Origin of the sequence: Christiangramia sediminicola (genome assembly GCF_031344135.1) — a bacterium.
Taxonomy (GTDB): domain Bacteria; phylum Bacteroidota; class Bacteroidia; order Flavobacteriales; family Flavobacteriaceae; genus Christiangramia; species Christiangramia sediminicola.
Genome location: NZ_JAVJIU010000005.1, coordinates 158206 through 175274, shown reverse-complemented (window position 1 = coordinate 175274; position 17069 = coordinate 158206). Strand labels below are relative to the sequence as shown.

The 17069-nt window shown below is 37.1% G+C and carries 18 protein-coding genes and 2 tRNA genes; 8 read left to right on the top strand and 12 right to left on the bottom strand.

Annotated elements, in window-relative coordinates:
• Window positions 1-301 precede the first annotated feature (301 nt).
• The 3 genes from RE431_RS14540 to RE431_RS14530 all read left to right on the top strand — a co-directional run bounded on the left by RE431_RS14540 (window position 302) and on the right by RE431_RS14530 (window position 2003).
• On the top strand, window positions 302-457 hold the full coding sequence (locus tag RE431_RS14540) for a lmo0937 family membrane protein (protein ID WP_011710576.1): 156 nt from the start codon (window positions 302-304) through the stop codon (window positions 455-457).
• Window positions 458-535: 78 nt separating this feature from the next.
• Window positions 536-1294, top strand: coding sequence for an SDR family oxidoreductase (locus tag RE431_RS14535; RefSeq protein WP_309562699.1), 759 nt, complete (start codon window positions 536-538; stop codon window positions 1292-1294).
• 37 nt (window positions 1295-1331) lie between these two features.
• Window positions 1332-2003, top strand: coding sequence for a hypothetical protein (locus tag RE431_RS14530; protein ID WP_309562698.1), 672 nt, complete (start codon window positions 1332-1334; stop codon window positions 2001-2003).
• Window positions 2004-2051: 48 nt separating this feature from the next.
• Here the strand turns inward: RE431_RS14530 and kynU are convergent, their stop codons facing one another.
• Complete coding sequence (kynU, locus tag RE431_RS14525) at window positions 2052-3338, bottom strand: kynureninase (RefSeq protein WP_309562697.1); 1287 nt, start codon at window positions 3336-3338, stop codon at window positions 2052-2054.
• A 93-nt stretch (window positions 3339-3431) separates the two neighbouring features.
• Between kynU and RE431_RS14520 the strand changes: the two genes are divergently transcribed.
• On the top strand, window positions 3432-4073 hold the full coding sequence (locus tag RE431_RS14520) for an O-methyltransferase (RefSeq protein ID WP_309562696.1): 642 nt from the start codon (window positions 3432-3434) through the stop codon (window positions 4071-4073).
• Here the strand turns inward: RE431_RS14520 and RE431_RS14515 are convergent, their stop codons facing one another.
• The 7 genes from RE431_RS14515 to RE431_RS14485 form a co-directional block, all read right to left on the bottom strand.
• Window positions 4074-4631: a phosphatase PAP2 family protein gene (locus tag RE431_RS14515; RefSeq protein WP_309562695.1), complete on the bottom strand. Its 558-nt coding sequence runs from the start codon at window positions 4629-4631 to the stop codon at window positions 4074-4076. It lies immediately after the preceding gene.
• Between the two features lie 11 nt (window positions 4632-4642).
• Window positions 4643-4924 (bottom strand): Sec-independent protein translocase subunit TatA/TatB, encoded by a 282-nt coding sequence (locus tag RE431_RS14510; protein ID WP_309562694.1) that lies wholly within the window; start codon window positions 4922-4924, stop codon window positions 4643-4645.
• Between the two features lie 82 nt (window positions 4925-5006).
• A complete protein-coding gene (locus RE431_RS14505; protein ID WP_309562693.1) occupies window positions 5007-7310 on the bottom strand; it encodes a M1 family metallopeptidase in 2304 nt (767 codons plus the stop codon).
• Window positions 7311-7373: 63 nt separating this feature from the next.
• The gene (locus tag RE431_RS14500) at window positions 7374-7874 is read right to left on the bottom strand and encodes a DUF6702 family protein (protein ID WP_309562692.1); all 501 of its coding nucleotides are present in this window, start codon (window positions 7872-7874) and stop codon (window positions 7374-7376) included.
• A 105-nt stretch (window positions 7875-7979) separates the two neighbouring features.
• Window positions 7980-8807: a carboxypeptidase-like regulatory domain-containing protein gene (locus tag RE431_RS14495; RefSeq protein ID WP_309562691.1), complete on the bottom strand. Its 828-nt coding sequence runs from the start codon at window positions 8805-8807 to the stop codon at window positions 7980-7982.
• Window positions 8808-8853: 46 nt separating this feature from the next.
• The gene (locus RE431_RS14490) at window positions 8854-9624 is read right to left on the bottom strand and encodes a hypothetical protein (protein WP_309562690.1); all 771 of its coding nucleotides are present in this window, start codon (window positions 9622-9624) and stop codon (window positions 8854-8856) included.
• Entirely contained in the window at window positions 9605-10432 is an 828-nt protein-coding gene (locus RE431_RS14485; RefSeq protein ID WP_309562689.1) for a carboxypeptidase-like regulatory domain-containing protein, read from the bottom strand. Before RE431_RS14485 ends, RE431_RS14490 begins: the two co-directional genes overlap by 20 nt.
• 117 nt (window positions 10433-10549) lie before the next feature.
• On the opposite strand from RE431_RS14485, the gene pepE reads away from it, so the two are divergent.
• A complete protein-coding gene (pepE, locus tag RE431_RS14480) occupies window positions 10550-11254 on the top strand; it encodes a dipeptidase PepE (protein ID WP_309562688.1) in 705 nt (234 codons plus the stop codon).
• A 1-nt stretch (window position 11255) separates the two neighbouring features.
• Window positions 11256-12170 carry a glutaminase gene (locus RE431_RS14475; RefSeq protein ID WP_309562687.1) on the top strand — a complete coding sequence of 305 codons (915 nt, stop codon included), beginning with the start codon at window positions 11256-11258 and terminating at the stop codon, window positions 12168-12170.
• A 69-nt stretch (window positions 12171-12239) separates the two neighbouring features.
• Here RE431_RS14475 and rpsT read toward each other — a convergent pair whose 3' ends face one another.
• From rpsT to proS, 4 genes are all read right to left on the bottom strand, one after another.
• Window positions 12240-12488, bottom strand: a complete 249-nt coding sequence (gene rpsT, locus RE431_RS14470) for a 30S ribosomal protein S20 (RefSeq protein ID WP_309562686.1) — start codon at window positions 12486-12488, stop codon at window positions 12240-12242.
• Window positions 12489-12518: 30 nt separating this feature from the next.
• A tRNA-Glu gene (locus tag RE431_RS14465) sits at window positions 12519-12590 on the bottom strand.
• 69 nt (window positions 12591-12659) lie between these two features.
• Window positions 12660-12731: transfer RNA gene (locus RE431_RS14460), tRNA-Glu, on the bottom strand.
• Window positions 12732-12809: 78 nt separating this feature from the next.
• Complete coding sequence (gene proS, locus RE431_RS14455; protein ID WP_309562685.1) at window positions 12810-14288, bottom strand: proline--tRNA ligase; 1479 nt, start codon at window positions 14286-14288, stop codon at window positions 12810-12812.
• A gap of 106 nt (window positions 14289-14394) precedes the next feature.
• Between proS and RE431_RS14450 the strand changes: the two genes are divergently transcribed.
• Window positions 14395-15492, top strand: coding sequence for a hypothetical protein (locus RE431_RS14450; protein WP_309562684.1), 1098 nt, complete (start codon window positions 14395-14397; stop codon window positions 15490-15492).
• A gap of 69 nt (window positions 15493-15561) precedes the next feature.
• The gene (locus RE431_RS14445; RefSeq protein ID WP_309562683.1) at window positions 15562-17067 is read left to right on the top strand and encodes an OmpP1/FadL family transporter; all 1506 of its coding nucleotides are present in this window, start codon (window positions 15562-15564) and stop codon (window positions 17065-17067) included.
• Window positions 17068-17069: the final 2 nt, after the last annotated feature.

Below are 17069 nucleotides of genomic sequence, written 5' to 3'. Positions count from 1 at the left end.
CTTGAAATGCAAACGACAATCTTCCTCCGAACCGAAATGAGCCGTAAAACTGAATATGTTCATAATCCCTGCTTTTTGAGCGCTAATATACTAAAAATATTAGGTGTGTTTGCGGAGAATCAGAAAAGATAATTAGCCATCCTACTGATTTTTAGCAACTAAAGTTAAATCAAGGTTAAATGAAAGATAGCGACTTAGGCATTTATCTAAATTAGTACTAGAATTAATCAACATTTTAACTAACTAATAATTATTATTAACCAACGGCAAGCCTTTGTGCATGCCTAAAAATCAACCTGACATGAGAGATTTAATTTGGCTTATTATCGTTTTACTGGTAATTGGATGGCTTGTAGGATATTTCGCTTTCCCAGACCTTGGAAGTATTATCCACATTTTAATAGTATTGGCCGTTATCCTTATTTTGTATAAATTACTTACAGGAAGACGACTATAAAAAGTTGAAAGTTTTATATAACCCTTTGAGCGATCAAAGGGTTTTTTTATTTAAAATATTTACTGAAGAATTAAAATTATGTGGAATCTGGAAAATAAAAAAGCGATAGTCACTGGCGGAACAAAGGGAATTGGTAAAGCAGCAGTAATTGAATTTCTGAAGCTTGGTGCTGAAGTATTATTCACTGCCAGAAATGAAACTGAAGTACGATCTCTAGAAAATGAATTGAAGAAAAAAGGATATAAAGTACACGGATTAACTGCAGATTCTTCAAAAAAAGAAGATAATCAAAATATGGTGGATTGGGTTAGTTCTAATTGGGGAAAGCTTGATATTCTGGTGAATAATGCCGGAATCAATATCAGGAAACAAGCCAGTGATTATTCCGAAGAAGAATTTAGAAAAGTACTGGAGATCAATCTTATTGCACCATTTGAAATAAGCCGTATTCTTCATCCATTTTTAAAAGAATCTGGAAATGCATCGATCATTAACGTAGCCTCTTCGGCTGCTATCCAGGATGTAGGAACCGGTACTCCATATGCCATGTCTAAATCTGGTTTATTACAGCAATCAAGAAGTCTGGCTGTAGAATGGGCTCAGGACGGAATTCGAGTGAATTCGGTTTCTCCATGGTTCACAAAAACGCCATTGACTGAAGGCTATCTGCACAACGATAAGAAAATGAATTCAATTTTAAAAAGAACTCCGTTAAACAGGGTGGCTGAAGCAGAAGAAATTTCAGCAATCATAAGCTTCTTGGCTATGGATAAATCTTCTTTCATAACTGGCCAGAATATAGTTGCCGATGGCGGAATGAGCATTAATGCATTGTAGGTCACAATAATTAGTATCTTTATTAAAAACTAACTCAATGAAAAAATTACTATTTCTAGCGGTCATGAGTGTTCTTATGATCTCTTGCAACGAAAAGAAAAAGGAACAGGAAAAGATCGAAAAGGATCCAAATCTTGAAATACATGAAAAGATTGCCATGGCGAATGGCTTTGAAAAATTTGACAGCGTCAGCAAAATTAAATTCACCTTCAATGTTAAGGTAAATGACAGTTTACGATCTGAAAGAAGATGGACATGGAATAAAAATGGAAATACCATTAGCCTGACTGAAAAAGATTCTACCATGAGCTATACTAAAAAGGATAGTTTGGCAAAAGATAAAGAATATATAGATCAGCGTTTTGTGAACGATTCTTACTGGCTATTATTCCCTTACCAGCTAAAATGGTCTGATGCTGATTTTAGCGAGGCAAAAACTGCAAATGCTCCAATTAGTGGTGATGAAATGCAAATGCTTACGGTAAGTTTTCCGTCAGAAGGGGGATATACTCCCGGAGATAGCTATGACATTTATTTTGATGATGAATTTATGATCCAGGAATGGGTTTACAAAGCAGCTGGTGGTGGAAGAGAAATGGCAACTACATGGGAAGATTATGAAGATTTTGACGGTGTGAAGATCTCAAAAATGCATAAATCCCAGGATGGAAGTTTTGAATTATTCTTTACAGATATTACTGTTGAATAAAAGTTATTGATAAAATAAAAAAGGGAGGCTGAGCCTCCCTTTTTTATTTTATGTTTTTTGTTTACTTAGAATTCCTTCTTTCAAAATTTGCCCAAAATTATACATATCCTCGAACGAACAATAGAATGGCGCTGGTGCTAATCTTATAACATTAGGCTCTCTCCAGTCGGTAATAACTCCTTTATCCATAAGGTATCTGAACAACTCTTTTCCTTCACCGTGAAGAAATACTGATAATTGAGTTCCCCTGTTTTCCTGTTCTGCTGGAGTTATTATTTCAAATGTGCTATCCACGTCCTTATCGATCTCGTGAAGCACGAACTCCAGGTACGCAACTATCTTATTGCGCTTTTCGATGAGTGCAGGCATTCCAACCTCATCAAACATTTCTAATGAAGCTAGATATGGTGCCATCGCAAGAATTGGAGCATTACTAATCTGCCATGCATCTGCAGTTGGTTCCGGTTGAAATTCCGGTTCCATCAGGAAACGTCTTTCTTTATTATGTCCCCACCAACCTTCAAATCTTGGAATATCTTTTTTATTATGGTATTTCTGATTGATAAAACATCCGGATGCATTTCCAGGTCCGGAATTCATATACTTATAACTACACCAGGCAGCGAAATCTACATTCCATTCGCTTAATTTCAATTCTATATTTCCAGCTCCATGGGCAAGGTCCCAGCCAACGAAAGCTCCAACATCATGGCCGGCTTTAGTGATAGTCTCCATGTCAAACACCTGGCCTGTGTAATAATTCACTCCTCCAATAAGTACCAGAGCACACTCCTCTCCCACCTCTTTTATCTTTTCCAGAACATCCTCGGTTCTAAAATTATTCTCACCATCTCTTTTCTTGATCTCCACGATAGCATCATCAGGATCGTAGCCATGAAATCTTACCTGGCTGGAGATCATATATTGGTCGCTTGGAAAGGCTTTTTCCTCACAAATGATCTTATACCTTTTGCCTGACGGCCTGTAAAATGAAACCATCAATAAATGAAGATTTACAGTAAGTGTATTCATAACCGTAACTTCAGATGGATTTGCACCTACTACCTTTGCTAGCTTTTCAGAAAATCGCTCATGATAATCCCACCAGGATTTTTCAGCATAAAAATGTCCTTCAACAGCAAGTTCTGCCCAGTCTTTCATGATCTCGTCAACATATTTTTTAGCTGATCTAGGCTGAAGTCCAAGAGAATTTCCAACGAAATAAATAACCTCTTTCCCATTCACTCTAGGAAAAATAAATTCGTCCCGGTATTTAGAAAGTTTATCTTCTTTATCTAATTGTCTGGCAAATTTCCTGGAATTCTCGAATTGCATATTTTGAATTTTTCGTAAAAATACAATTTCGTTTTAAATGACACAGGACGGAAACCCCGCATAAAATCTTTAATTTTGCTTAAAATCTAAGCCATGCACTTTTTACCAGAAGACATAGACGAATATATTGTTGCACATTCACAGAAAGAACCGGAAAATCTCTACCGGTTAAACCGCGAAACCAATCAAAAAATCCTGCAACCGAGAATGCTTAGCGGGCATTACCAGGGGAGGGTTCTCAGTCTTCTTTCTAAAATGAAAAATCCTGAATCTATCCTTGAGATTGGAACTTATACCGGATATTCAGCAATTTGCCTGGCAGAAGGATTGCAAGCAAACGGCATACTTCATACAATAGATGTAAATGAAGAACTTTACGATTTTCAAAAGAAACATTTTGATAAGTCTGAATATGCGTCTCAAATCAAACAATATCTTGGTGATGCGACAGAAATCATTCCACAAATAGATACCAAATTCGACCTGGTTTTTATCGATGCAGACAAACCCAATTATCCGAAGTACTTTGAATTAATCATTGATATGATGAATTCCGGTGGAATAATTCTGTCAGATAATGTTTTATGGTCTGGTAAGATCGTAGAGAAAATTAAAAAGGATGATGAGTCTACTCAGGCTTTATTGAAATACAATAAGATGCTGGCCGAAGATGAAAGGGTGGAAACGGTGATCTTACCAATAAGAGATGGCCTAACACTTACAAGGGTAAAATAATTAGTAAAGTCTCCTTCCAGATTTAAGGTAAAGATTGTAGAATACCACAGCAAAAATGATCCCTACGATCATCCCAACAATGATGTCACCGGGATAATGAACTCCCACGTAGATACGACTCATTACAAAAATTATTGGCCAAATATAGGCTAGGTAGATCCATCTGGTCTTTTGTGATAATACAAGTACAATGAAGGTTGTTGCGGCAAATGAAGTTGATGAATGCCCCGAGAAAAAACTATAATTAGTTGGTTCCTGAAGTATTCGAATAACATCAGAAAGTTCAGGCGTATTATTTGGCCTTAATCTTAATGCAATTCCCTTGACAAGGTTTGTAAATCCCCAGGTAGAAAATACTGTTGCTAATAAAAATAAGGTTGAAAAGGAAGCTTTTCTCCAATGAAAAGCGAGAAAGAAAAATCCGAAAAAAGCGAGATAAAGGGGAATCCAGTGTCTTGGATCTGTAACAAATATCCAAAAACCATCATATCTTTCAATGCCGAGGCTATTGAGGTAAATAAACAGTTCCCTGTCCCAATGCTCAATCTTCTCCCACATTCAAAATAAAATTAGGGCTTTCGACTTATAGAACCTGTGATCTCGTCTATATCTTCTTTAACCTTATCTATCTCTCCTCTAACATCTTTAGTGAAATCTGTATTTATGCCTTGCTTGTCGGCACTTTTCTGAATTTCACTCTTAATATCATTAGAGGCATTTTTAACAGCTTTCATGCCTTTCCCTAATCCTCTAGCGATGTCAGGGATCTTATCAGCTCCAAAAACCATTACAAGAATGAACATGATAAAGGCAATTTCAGCTCCACTAATAAATAAAGGTAACGTATGCATAGTGTGACAAATATAAATACAAATCTAAGCATAAAAAAAGCCGACTCGTTAAAGTCGGCTTAAATATTATTGCTGATAATTACTAGTCTTGAGAAGATTCTTTGAATTCATCAAATTCATTCTTGTTCTCATTCTTAGGCCAGCTATTATTACTTGTATCTACATCTGCAGTTTCAAGATCTGGATCTATAGTGATGGAAGTGATCTCTTTATTAGATGGAATTACTTTACTAATCACCTTATCGTTCTTTCTCCAGATCTGTACCGGATAAGTGATCTTTTCTGAAGAACCATCAGCATAAGATACTTCCACGATCAATGGCATTACCAGGCCTCCTGGTTTTTCGAATACCACCTGGTAGAAATACTTTGGAGTTTGAAGATTCTTTCTTTCCTCTTCACTAAAGTTATCCATTACATAAGCCTGAAGTGTTTCAGAGCTTTCCATCAATGATTTGTTCTTCATGTCTTCATTGAATTCCTCATCATCTTCAGTAACTACATAAAGTGCTTTAGTTTCTTCTGGTGTAGTTCCATATCTCTGTAACATTTCTCTTCCTGCTTTGGTTGGAGTATCAGTTACATAGTATTTATTTACTTCTTTGATCCCTATATCAACATTATCTGTAGTATAGAACCATCCTCTCCAGAACCAGTCTAGATCGATACTTGAAGCATCTTCCATGGTACGGAAGAAATCTTCAGGAGTTGGATGTTTAAACATCCATCTGTTTGAATAAGTAGCGAAAGCATAATCGAACAATTCACGTCCCATTACCGTTTCACGAAGAATATTCAATGCTGTTGCAGGCTTTCCGTAGGCGTTATTACCTAACTGATGCACCTGTTCTGGGTTAGACATGATTGGAGAAATGTAATCCTGATTACCTTTCATATAAGGAACGATCTTACTCGGCTCTCCTCTTCTTGATGGATATTTACTGTTCGGTGCAACAGCTTCAGGATAAGCTTCTGCAAATTCCTGTTCTGCCACGTACTGAACAAAAGTATTGATACCTTCATCCATCCATCCCCACTGACGCTCATCTGAATTTACGATCATTGGGAAAAAGTTGTGACCAACTTCGTGAATAATAACACTCATCATTCCGAATTTTGTACGGTCACTATAATCTCCATTTTCATCTGGACGCCCATAGTTCCAGCAAATCATTGGATATTCCATTCCCTGATTCTTAGCATGTACAGAAACTGCTTTATGATAAGGGTACTGGAAGGTATGATCTGAATAACTTTTAAGAGTGCTTGCTACAACTTTTGTAGACCATTCTTCCCAAAGTGGATTACCTTCTTTAGGATAAAGAGAAACAGCCATTACATCTTTTCCCATAACATCTACAGCCATCATATCAAGGATGAACTTTCTTGATGTAGAGAATGCGAAGTCACGAACCATATCTGCTTTATAAGTCCAGGTCTTTGTTTTATTAGAGAAACCTTTTTCCGCTTCTTCAGCTTCTTCCTGAGTAACGATCATTACAGGCTTTTCATAACTTTTCTTAGCTTCCTCGTAACGCTTCATCATATCTTTAGAGTACACCTCTTTTCTATTCTGAAGTTCACCAGTAGCCTCCATTACATGATCTGCAGGAACTGTAATATTCACTTCGTAATCTCCAAACGGAAGAGCGAATTCACCATTACCCCAGAACTGATAGTTTTGCCATCCTTCAACATCATTGTAAACTGCCATTCTTGGGAAAAATTGAGCAATTACATAAGCCTTGTTACCGTCCTTATCGAAGAATTCGTATCCTGAACGTGCACGGTTGGTTACGTGATTATTTACATTATAAGACCATTTGATCTTAAATGTATAGCTCTCACCAGATTTTAGTGGCTGAGCCATATCTACACGCATCATTGTTTGATGGATCTTGTATTTTAAAGCTGAACCATCCTTTGAAACTTCCTTAATATTGAAACCACCATCAAAAGGCTCTTCAAGATAAGTACTTGCAAATCTTGCGGCAGTATTAGCTGGAGACATGCCGTCACCATCTTTTTGAAGTGCCGGAGCGTCTTTTTTACGGATATTCTGATCTAATTGAACCCATAGGTACTCAAGGTTCTCTGGAGAATTGTTATGGTAAGTAATCGTTTCTTCTCCTGTAAGCACAGAATTTTTATCATCCAGAACGATATCCATTTTGTAATCGGCTTCATTCTGGTAGTAAGCTGGTCCCGGAGCTCCAGAAGCAGTTCTATATTGGTTAGGAGTGGCTAACTCCTGGTACATTTGCCTGAATTTGTTCTGATTTGTGTGTCCCTCCTGTCGTGGTTCCTTTTGTTCAGTGTCCTGTGCAGAAACACCTGCGAAAACGAACATTAAAAACACGGAGCATAACATGTTTAATCTCTTCATTTACTTTGTTTTAATTTAAGGTTGCTAAAAATAAGTATTTTTAATTCCATTAAGGAATTCTTTCTAAAAAATAACTGTATTACTACTATTTGCTTTTGTTAAAAGCATACTTTCAATATCGTCGCCTTTTTTAACGTGAGTGATATTTTTCTGAGCATCAAAAAGGTCGGTTAAGATCAGATTTTCCACCTGTACTTTTTTAAATGCATTAATATTTTTTGCTTCAAGGAATAGAACGATCTGATCTGCATCGAATTTACTACCCAAAAGTTTTAGTTCTACTTCTTTATCATCTACCCTCAAAACCAGTTTCTTGTCCAGGTATTTCTCCATCAAAAGTTTAATCGTATTTAAGTCTTCTTTATAGGAAAGGCTAATATCCTTTTGATACCTCTTACTCAGAACATCTTCAAAATCATCGATAAAAACTCTGGAAATCACCTGAATACTCTTTTGTTCCTGGTTGTATTCTATTTCGGTTACGCTCAGGTAAGTTTCATGATCTTTTGTGGAAAAAGACGTTAGAAAAATAAGCGTAAGTAAAAGAGCAAATGTCTTCTTCATATTCAACTTTAACTTATCTGAAGCAAATACCAAACCAAAGCAGCAATTCAGGCCTCACGATCATAAGACTTTAAAATAGTTAAAAGGTTTAAGTTATATTTCAGCTTATCCGGGAATTTGCCTTTTTGTGTTTAAGGCTGAACCTCTCAGATCTCTGAAATCTTCTATTTTAGTTTGGAAATATTCGATAAGAACGAACGCACTTTTATTGATCACCAGATGTTTGAACCTGGTGTCTTCTGTACAATAGAATAAGAAATTACAAATCTCGTTTTCATTTAATCGAAGATCTTCTCTAAAAAATTCAAGGCCTACGATCTGAATACTCTTATTGGCCAATTCCTTAGAAGTATAAGATCTTGGTGTTTCAGAATCCTTTGAAAGTTTATCAATTACCGCCCCTGCGATCTTATCAATTCTAATTCCTCCAACCGGATTTGCCTCTCCATAAGGATTCAATTTCTTATCCTTTTCTATAAAATCATTCAGACTATTTTGAAGTCTATTCTTGGTTTCCACTTTTGTGATGGAGATCTTATTTATATCGCTGGCCAGATGTCCCGATAATTTTATATCGTCTATAACCACCTCTGCCAGCTCATTCAATTTATCTTGCAACTCAATATTGATGGTTTTAGAAGCGATCATTTCCTCTGTAACCACAATGCTTCTGTTTTGATATTGAACTGAAGAAATATACAGACTATCGTTAAGCTTCGCCAGGATTTGAAAATTTCCCTGAGCATCTGTAACAGCTCCTTTTTCAAGATCAAGATTGATCACATGAATTTTTTCAACATCTGGATTTGATGCCGTAATCTTTCCATCCAGCACGCTTACCTCCTGCGACTGCGCCATGGAATTAAATCCAATTAGCGTCACGATGACAAGGCAAAAAATGCTTTTGCATTTATTTAAATTGAATATTTTCAAACTTGATTTTTTTAAGATTGATGTTGATTTCACAAAAAAAGTAATTTTAATCCAGTTCACGTAATTCTTTGAAAGAATCTAACTCACTTTTAAAAAATTCCACTAGTTCCAGCACCTGTTTAGAATTTACCAATTCCCTATATTCCTCCTTTTCAGCACAGTAATAGAGAAAATTTAGTACTTCTTTCTCGTTTAGAAGAAGTTGCTCGGTAAAGAAACTTTTTCTTACAAGATTCAATCCTTTATTTACTACAATTCGGGTTTTATTGTTTTCCTCAGCTTTTTCCAGCATTTCCTTTTTTCCGTTCAGAGTGTTTAAAGCGGAGATCAATGGACCATTCCCGCTGGCTGATTGTATTGCTAATTCTAGACTTGATCTTCTTGGTTTCGGAAAAGGCATTCCTAATTTTTCATATATAGACTTAGGCATTCTGGTAACGTCTTCAGATAAAACGCCGGAAAGCCTAATATCGTCGATCTGTACCTCAGCTAATTCATTAAATTTCTGAATCAGCTGAACATTTATTCCTGTATCGATTTCTGAGCTTTTCACGATATGATTGATATTTTCAAACTGAACTGAAGAAAAATAAATGCTGTCTCCGGCTTTCGCCAAAATCCTGAATTCACCATTTTCATTGGTTGTAGTACCTATTTCTGCATTCATATTGATCACATGCACACCAGAAGCCATTTGAATACTATCCACGATGATCTTTCCCTGGACTATTCCTCTTTCCTGCGCTTCTATTTTCGGAATAATTGCGATCAACAAAAGAATTAATATGATTGATGATTTAGTTTTGTTCTCCGTCATTTATTTGTCTAAGATTGATGAAATCCTGCCTCTTGTTATTATAAAATTCGATGAGTTCTAATCTGTTATTTGATGAAAGAAAATCCTGAAATTTGGGATCTCTAGCACAATAGTACACGAAATTCTCAATTTCTGTTTCAGGAAGATCAAGATCTTCTATAAAAAAACTTTTCCCTAAAACATCAATTCCGCTCTGAACTTCTAATTGAAGCTGTTCCTGTTTTTGCAAAGCCTTTAGATATTTCGTTTTGCCGTTTATATCATTCATCAATACATCTAGTGGAAGTCCTCCTAGTAAAATTCCAAAATAGCTCCACCTGCTTTTCACGCCGGCATTTGCTGTATAGAGTCGTCTTTCTGTCTGGGTAAGTTTTTTTTCAGCGTAGGGTATGCCATATTTTTCGCGCTCAAAATATTTGATCTTAGGCACATCAAGATCCAGGTGTCCGCTTAATTTTAGATCGGTGATCTTTACTTCGTCCAATTCATTTCTTGCAGGGAATAAGGTCACTCCTATTTTTCCTGATTCTATATCTTCCTGTTTTATAACGATTTCACGATTTTGAAATTGAACAGAAGAAAATAATATTCTGTCCCCCTGCTCTGCGATGATCATGAATTTTCCATTTTCATCGCTAGTAGTTCCTTTCTCCAGGTCGAGATTTACAACGTGAACATTTGCGGGCTGAATACTATCTGCAAGAATCTGTCCCTCAAGAACTCTGGACTCCTGAGCAAATAAATTTGATGCCGTAAAAAACAGCATAAAGAAGAAAGGCAGATAGCCTAAAGTGATTTTTCGGGTCAAGACGAATTGGTTAGTATTCGTATTTTATTCTAACGTGGAATTTTTTGATTTCGCCTATTAGGAGCTGTAAACTTTTGTTAATGCAGGCATTTCTATAAATTTACTGTAAAAAATATCATGAAAGCGATACTTGCAAGTACATCTACTCTACATAATCAAGACTACCTCGAATATCTAATTCCGCATTTACCGGTTTTATATAAAAATATTGAGGAGATCGTATTCGTGCCTTATGCAAGGCCTGGAGGAATTTCTCACGATGAATATACCTCCAAAGCAGCCGAAGCATTTGGCAAAGCTGGAATTAGAGTGAAAGGAATTCATGAATTTGAGACCCCAGTTAAAGCGATCCAGGACGCTAAAGGTATTTTTACTGGAGGTGGTAATACATTCTTACTTGTCTCAGAATTATATAGAAACAAGGTTATGAATGTTATAAAGGAGGTTGTAAAAAATGGTACTCCTTATATGGGAACTAGTGCAGGAACCAATATTGGAGGTTTAAGCATGAAGACAACCAACGATATGCCAATTGTATATCCTCCTTCATTTCAAACACTTGGTTTAGTACCTTTCAATATCAACCCACATTATCTTGATCCAGATCCAAATTCTGAGCATAAAGGGGAAACCAGGGAAACCAGGATTAAGGAATTTCATGGGCTCAATTCTCAACCGGTGATCGGTCTAAGAGAAGGTAGCTGGCTGGAACTTGATGATAATAAAGTTACGTTAAAAGGCGAGCTGAAGGCAAGGCTATTCAAGAAGGATAAATTACCTTTCGAAATAGAGACAGGAACAGATTTAACCGATTTGAACTAACATGGATTACCAGCATATTCTAGATACAATTCACGATGAGATGAGTTACCGCGATGTAACCGGTAAGGTTGCATCTTATATTCCGGAACTCGCCAAAATTGATCGGAAAAAGTTTGGAATGCATGTGTACTGTGGAGACCAACAGCATTTTTGCTTTGGAGATAGTAAGGAATTATTCTCAATACAAAGTATCTCAAAAGTATTTACCCTGGCAATGGCAATGAAATTGCTTGGCGAAGATCTTTGGGACAGACTTGCGGTTGAACCATCAGGAGATCCATTTAATAGTTTAACTCAGCTGGAATATGAAAGTGGAATTCCCAGAAACCCTTTTATTAATGCCGGAGCGCTGGTGATTTCTGATATCCTGGTAGATCAACTTGAAGATCCAAAACAGGAGCTCCTTGATTTTGTAAGAAAGATCACTGGTGATTCAAGCATTCAATACGATGAAACTGTAGCGAATTCTGAAAAATCTACCGGCTACAGGAATATTGCTTTAGTTAATTATATAAAAGCACTGGGAAATATAAAATGCGACGTAGAGCCTATTGTAGATTTTTACTTCCATCAATGTTCCCTAGCAATGACCTGCGAACAGCTTTCCAAGGCATTTATGATTTTCGCCAATAAAGGCAGAATATTAGAAACCAATGAAAAGATCCTGAAACCTAAAACGGTAAAAAGGATCAATGCATTAATGCAAACCTGTGGATTCTATGATGAAGCGGGAGAATTTAGTTTCCAGGTAGGACTTCCTGGAAAAAGTGGCGTAGGCGGTGGAATTGTCGCCATACATCCAGATAACTATTCAGTGGCAGTTTGGAGTCCTATTCTTAATGAAAAAGGAAACTCCGAGTTAGGCATGAAAGCTCTTGAAAGATTCACCACCTTAACCGGAGTATCTGTATTTTAATTTTCACCAACAAAAAAATGCCTTCCGAAAATCGGAAAGCATCCTTTTATAAATTGAACACTGCTAAAATTAAAGTGCTGCGACGTGCTTAGTCAAGTTTGACTTTAGGTTAGCAGCTTTATTACTGTGAATAATGTTCTTCTTAGCCAATTTATCTACCATAGAAATAACAGAAGGCAACATTCCTTCAGCTTCTTTCTTATCGGCATCACGCAATTTTTTGATCGCGTTTCTTGTAGTTTTATGCTGGTAGCGATTTCTAAGACGCTTAGTCTCATTGCTACGAATCCTCTTCAACGCTGACTTATGATTTGCCATTACAATTGTTATTTAAATGTTTTTTAAAAGTAGTCCGTAGGGGAATCGAACCCCTGTTACCAGGATGAAAACCTGGCGTCCTAACCCCTAGACGAACGGACCATAATCTATTTCAAAATGCAACTTAAAATGTTGCTTTAAACGAACACAATCTTTCAGTGTTACTCTTCGTAGTCCGTAGGGGAATCGAACCCCTGTTACCAGGATGAAAACCTGGCGTCCTAACCCCTAGACGAACGGACCATTTTTGTTTCAAATGCGGATGCAAAAATACAACTATTTTCCAATGTCACAAATGTTCAACAAAAATTTTTAAAATTTTTAATAGGCCTTCGCGAACAAGACCCTTCCAACCGACGGATTTCCAGTGAGAACACAGTTTCCAGCCTCCTCTTTTCTATCAAAAGGAATACATCTTATAGTTGCCTTCGTAAGTTCCTTGATCTTATTTTCGGTCTCTGAAGAACCATCCCAGTGAGCAGAAATAAATCCACCCTTTTCCTTCAATACTTTTTTAAATTCATCAAATGACTCTACTTCAGAAATATGATCGTCTCTATAGCTTTTAGCTTTGGCAAATAATGTATCCTGAATCTCGGTCATTAAAGCTTTGATCTTTTCAACTACCTCGCTCCTATTTACAAACTCTTTAGACAGTGTATCTCTTCTTGCAAGCTCAACCGTTCCTTTTTCAAGATCTTTCGGTCCAATAGCAATTCTTAATGGAACACCTTGTAATTCATACTGTGCGAACTTCCATCCCGGTTTCTGATTATCGTTATCATCAAACTTCACAGAAACTCCAACTGCACGCAGATCTTTGACCAGTTCATTAGCTACTTCAGAAATTTGCTCTAATTGCTCTTCACTTCTATATATTGGAACAATTACTACCTGGATTGGTGCAAGATTTGGAGGCAATACCAAGCCGTTATCATCACTATGAGTCATAATAAGTGCTCCCATTAACCTCGTTGAAACACCCCATGAGGTGGCCCATACATGCTCGAGCCCGCCCTCTTTAGTTGCAAATTTTACATCAAAGGCTTTCGCAAAGTTCTGACCTAGAAAATGAGAAGTTCCAGCCTGCAAAGCTTTTCCGTCCTGCATTAGGGCTTCAATACAATAAGTTTCTAAAGCTCCAGCAAAACGCTCACTCTCAGTTTTACTTCCTTTTACTACCGGTATTGCCATAAAATTCTCAGCAAATTCGGCATAAATATTATTCATCAATTCAGTTTCCTGAAGTGCTTCTTCCTTTGTTGCGTGTGCGGTATGACCTTCCTGCCACAAAAATTCGGCAGTTCTAAGAAACAATCTCGTTCTCATTTCCCATCTTACCACGTTTGCCCATTGGTTAACCTTAATTGGCAGATCTCTATAAGACTGTATCCAGTTTTTGTAAGTATTCCAGATAATAGCTTCAGATGTTGGTCTAACCACCAGCTCTTCTTCCAGCCTGGCTTCCGGATCTACCATTAGCTTCCCTGGCTTATTAGGATCATTCCTTAATCTATAGTGAGTGACAACTGCACATTCTTTAGCAAATCCTTCAGCGTTCTTTTCTTCTGCTTCAAAAAGACTTTTAGGAACGAAAAGCGGAAAATAGGCATTCTGATGGCCTGTTTCCTTGAACATTCTATCCAGCTCTGCCTGCATTTTTTCCCAGATTGCATATCCGTAAGGCTTGATCACCATACAACCACGCACTGCTGAATTTTCAGCTAAATCGGCCTTCACGACCAATTCGTTATACCATTTTGAATAGTCTTCGCTTCTCTTCGTTAGATTCTTTCCCATCTCTTGTTATTTGGCATAAAACTTGTATCTTTTCTAGGTGTATAATACTAACCGTTCGGGCAAAACTAACCATTTTTAGCATGCCCAACAATAAAAAGAATTACCAATGAAACTTTACTACACTCTAAGAAATAAACTCGGCCTTCTGTTCGTACCGGTGGCTGTTTTAGCTATGGTTTCCTGTGGTTCTTATCAATATTCCGGTTATGAAGCAGATGGGATTTATGGAGAATCCAGACCGGGAATCTGGGAGCAACAAGACCAACAGGTCAACGAAGTAAGACCTAATAACGAAAACTCATATTATAAAGATCTATTCGCTCAGCAATCTCAAATGGTTGGTGAAGTATTAGAAAGCGATATTTTTACTGACGTGGATAGTTACAGCTCCAATAATGGTTATGACAATTATTCTGAAGTTGGTGGAGATGTAGCTTATGTTGGTGGTAATGCACCATGGGGAGAAGATCCAGATACCTATACAGTAAACATTATTAACCGTGGTGGCTTCTACGGTGGATTCTATGACGGATTCTACGGAGCTTATTATTCACCATGGAGATTCGGTTACGGATACAGATATCCATTTTACGGTGGAGGATGGTTTGATCCTTACTGGCCAGGAAACTGGGGCGGATTTGGTCCATATGCTTATGGAGCACCAGGATGGAACATTGGCTTTGGAATCAATTTCGGTTATAACTTTGGATACGGTTATGGCGGTTACTACAATCCTTATTACCCATATTTTTACAATAATTACTACCATAATAACTATTACAATAACAGATACGCATATAATACTGGAAGAAGAAATTCCCGAGCTTATGGTGAAGGACCGAGTAGAAGAAATTCTTATTCTGACAGAATCAGAAGCATTAGAAACTCTGATTACGGAACCAGCAGAGTTCGAAATAGCGTAAGAAACTCAGATTCCAGAGTATATACAAGAACTAGTAGAAGATCTGAACCTGTAAGATCTTACGATAATAGTAGATCCAGAAGTAGTTCTCCAGTTTATAGCAGATCTTCAAGAAGTAGTAGCAATGGTACATATCGTTCTTCAAGTTCAAGAAGAAGCACAAGCAGTTCAAGATCTACCACTACCAGAAGCTCTAGTAGCTCAAGCAGAAGTTCAGGAACAACTAGAAGTTCTGGCGGAAGATCCTCATCATCTAGAGGTGGCCGCGGTGGAGGTCAATAGAAAATAAATCATACCTAATTAGCCTTACAGGTTAGAACCTGTAAGGTTTTTTTTATAAAAATTCAATTAATGAAAAGATTACTATCAGTAATAGCATTGTTTGCTATTATATCATCAGTCAAAGGTCAAACATTGCAGGATGCTTACAGATATTCATCATCTGAACTTTCAGGTACTGCAAGATATATAGGAATGAGCGGAGCTTTTGGAGCATTAGGTGGAGATATTTCAGCAATGTCAATAAACCCAGCCTCTTCCGCAGTTTTTATTTCAAGCACAGCAACAGCTAGTTTATCTTATCGAAGTAAAAGCAACGATATCATGTTTAATAATGGCAGAAGTACAGCCGATGAAAGCGACGTGGAATTAGATAATATTGGTGGTGTTTTTGTTTTTACTACCAGTGATAACAGTGACTGGAGAAAAATCTCACTTGGATTAAATTATACCACAGATAGAAACTTCGATGATTCCTATACCGTACGCGGCACCTCAAACAATAGTATAGATCAATATTTCCTTGGATACGCAGATGGTGTTCCGTTAGAATTACTACAGTTACAGGGATCTGAAAGGATCTCTGATCTTTACGCATTCTTGGGAGAGAACTATGGTTTCGGGGCTCAGCAGGCATTTTTAGGATATCAGGGATATGTCATAGAAGCAGACGCTGATAATCCAGAAAATACAAGTTACTTTTCCTTAATAGACGCTGCCAATTTCGATCAGCAATATTCATATGTTTCAAGTGGTTTAAACGGAAAATTCACTTTCAACATGGGAACACAATTCAAGGATTTTCTTTATTTAGGATTGAACCTGAACTCCCATTTCATCAATTATGAGAATTCTTCTGAATTAAGTGAATTCAACAATAACCCGGAAAGTGCCACTTCTGAAGTTTATTTCGGAAATACTCTAAGAACAAATGGTGACGGTTTCTCTTTTCAGTTGGGAGGTATCGCAAAACTTGGTGAAAATATTCGTGTGGGTCTAACTTACGACTCTCCTACCTGGTTTTACATTAGAGAAGAAACAACACAATATCTTGAGACTAACAGTCCTTTAGATGAATTTGTTAGCGTAAATCCAAGAACTGTAAATGTTTATCCTGAATATAGATTCCAGATACCTTCAAAATTATCTGCCAGCGCTGCGTATCTTTTTGGAAAGCAAGGTTTGATCAGTTTAGATTTTGGAGCTAAAGATTATTCGAACATCAAATTCAAACCTGAAAATGATGTCGCATTTCAGGATCTGAACAGCAGAATTGAAGATAACATGAAAACTGCTTATGATCTTAGGATTGGTGGAGAATACAGAATAGCAAACTTTAGTCTGAGAGGCGGATATAGACTTGAAGAAAGCCCGTATCAAAATACAGATATCGTAGGAGACCTAACCGGATACAGCGCCGGTGTCGGTTATTCCTTCGGAAGTATTAATCTGGACCTGGCTTATAGTAATTCTACTTATAAAGAAGGTAACCCTGTTTATAATGTTGGTTTGACAGAGCCGGTTTACATAGACAGAGATCTATCAAAAGTAGTATTATCTCTAACCTTCGGATTATAAAT

Bases quoted from the DNA above. Each gene is read 5' to 3' on its own strand.
- RE431_RS14540 (WP_011710576.1), top strand. From the start codon at position 302: ATGAGAGATTTAATTTGGCTTATTATCGTTTTACTGGTAATTGGATGG.
- RE431_RS14535 (WP_309562699.1), top strand. From the start codon at position 536: ATGTGGAATCTGGAAAATAAAAAAGCGATAGTCACTGGCGGAACAAAG.
- RE431_RS14530 (WP_309562698.1), top strand. From the start codon at position 1,332: ATGAAAAAATTACTATTTCTAGCGGTCATGAGTGTTCTTATGATCTCT.
- kynU (WP_309562697.1), bottom strand. From the start codon at position 3,338: ATGCAATTCGAGAATTCCAGGAAATTTGCCAGACAATTAGATAAAGAA.
- RE431_RS14520 (WP_309562696.1), top strand. From the start codon at position 3,432: ATGCACTTTTTACCAGAAGACATAGACGAATATATTGTTGCACATTCA.
- RE431_RS14515 (WP_309562695.1), bottom strand. From the start codon at position 4,631: ATGTGGGAGAAGATTGAGCATTGGGACAGGGAACTGTTTATTTACCTC.
- RE431_RS14510 (WP_309562694.1), bottom strand. From the start codon at position 4,924: ATGCATACGTTACCTTTATTTATTAGTGGAGCTGAAATTGCCTTTATC.
- RE431_RS14505 (WP_309562693.1), bottom strand. From the start codon at position 7,310: ATGAAGAGATTAAACATGTTATGCTCCGTGTTTTTAATGTTCGTTTTC.
- RE431_RS14500 (WP_309562692.1), bottom strand. From the start codon at position 7,874: ATGAAGAAGACATTTGCTCTTTTACTTACGCTTATTTTTCTAACGTCT.
- RE431_RS14490 (WP_309562690.1), bottom strand. From the start codon at position 9,624: ATGACGGAGAACAAAACTAAATCATCAATCATATTAATTCTTTTGTTG.
- pepE (WP_309562688.1), top strand. From the start codon at position 10,550: ATGAAAGCGATACTTGCAAGTACATCTACTCTACATAATCAAGACTAC.
- RE431_RS14475 (WP_309562687.1), top strand. From the start codon at position 11,256: ATGGATTACCAGCATATTCTAGATACAATTCACGATGAGATGAGTTAC.
- rpsT (WP_309562686.1), bottom strand. From the start codon at position 12,488: ATGGCAAATCATAAGTCAGCGTTGAAGAGGATTCGTAGCAATGAGACT.
- proS (WP_309562685.1), bottom strand. From the start codon at position 14,288: ATGGGAAAGAATCTAACGAAGAGAAGCGAAGACTATTCAAAATGGTAT.
- RE431_RS14450 (WP_309562684.1), top strand. From the start codon at position 14,395: ATGAAACTTTACTACACTCTAAGAAATAAACTCGGCCTTCTGTTCGTA.
- RE431_RS14445 (WP_309562683.1), top strand. From the start codon at position 15,562: ATGAAAAGATTACTATCAGTAATAGCATTGTTTGCTATTATATCATCA.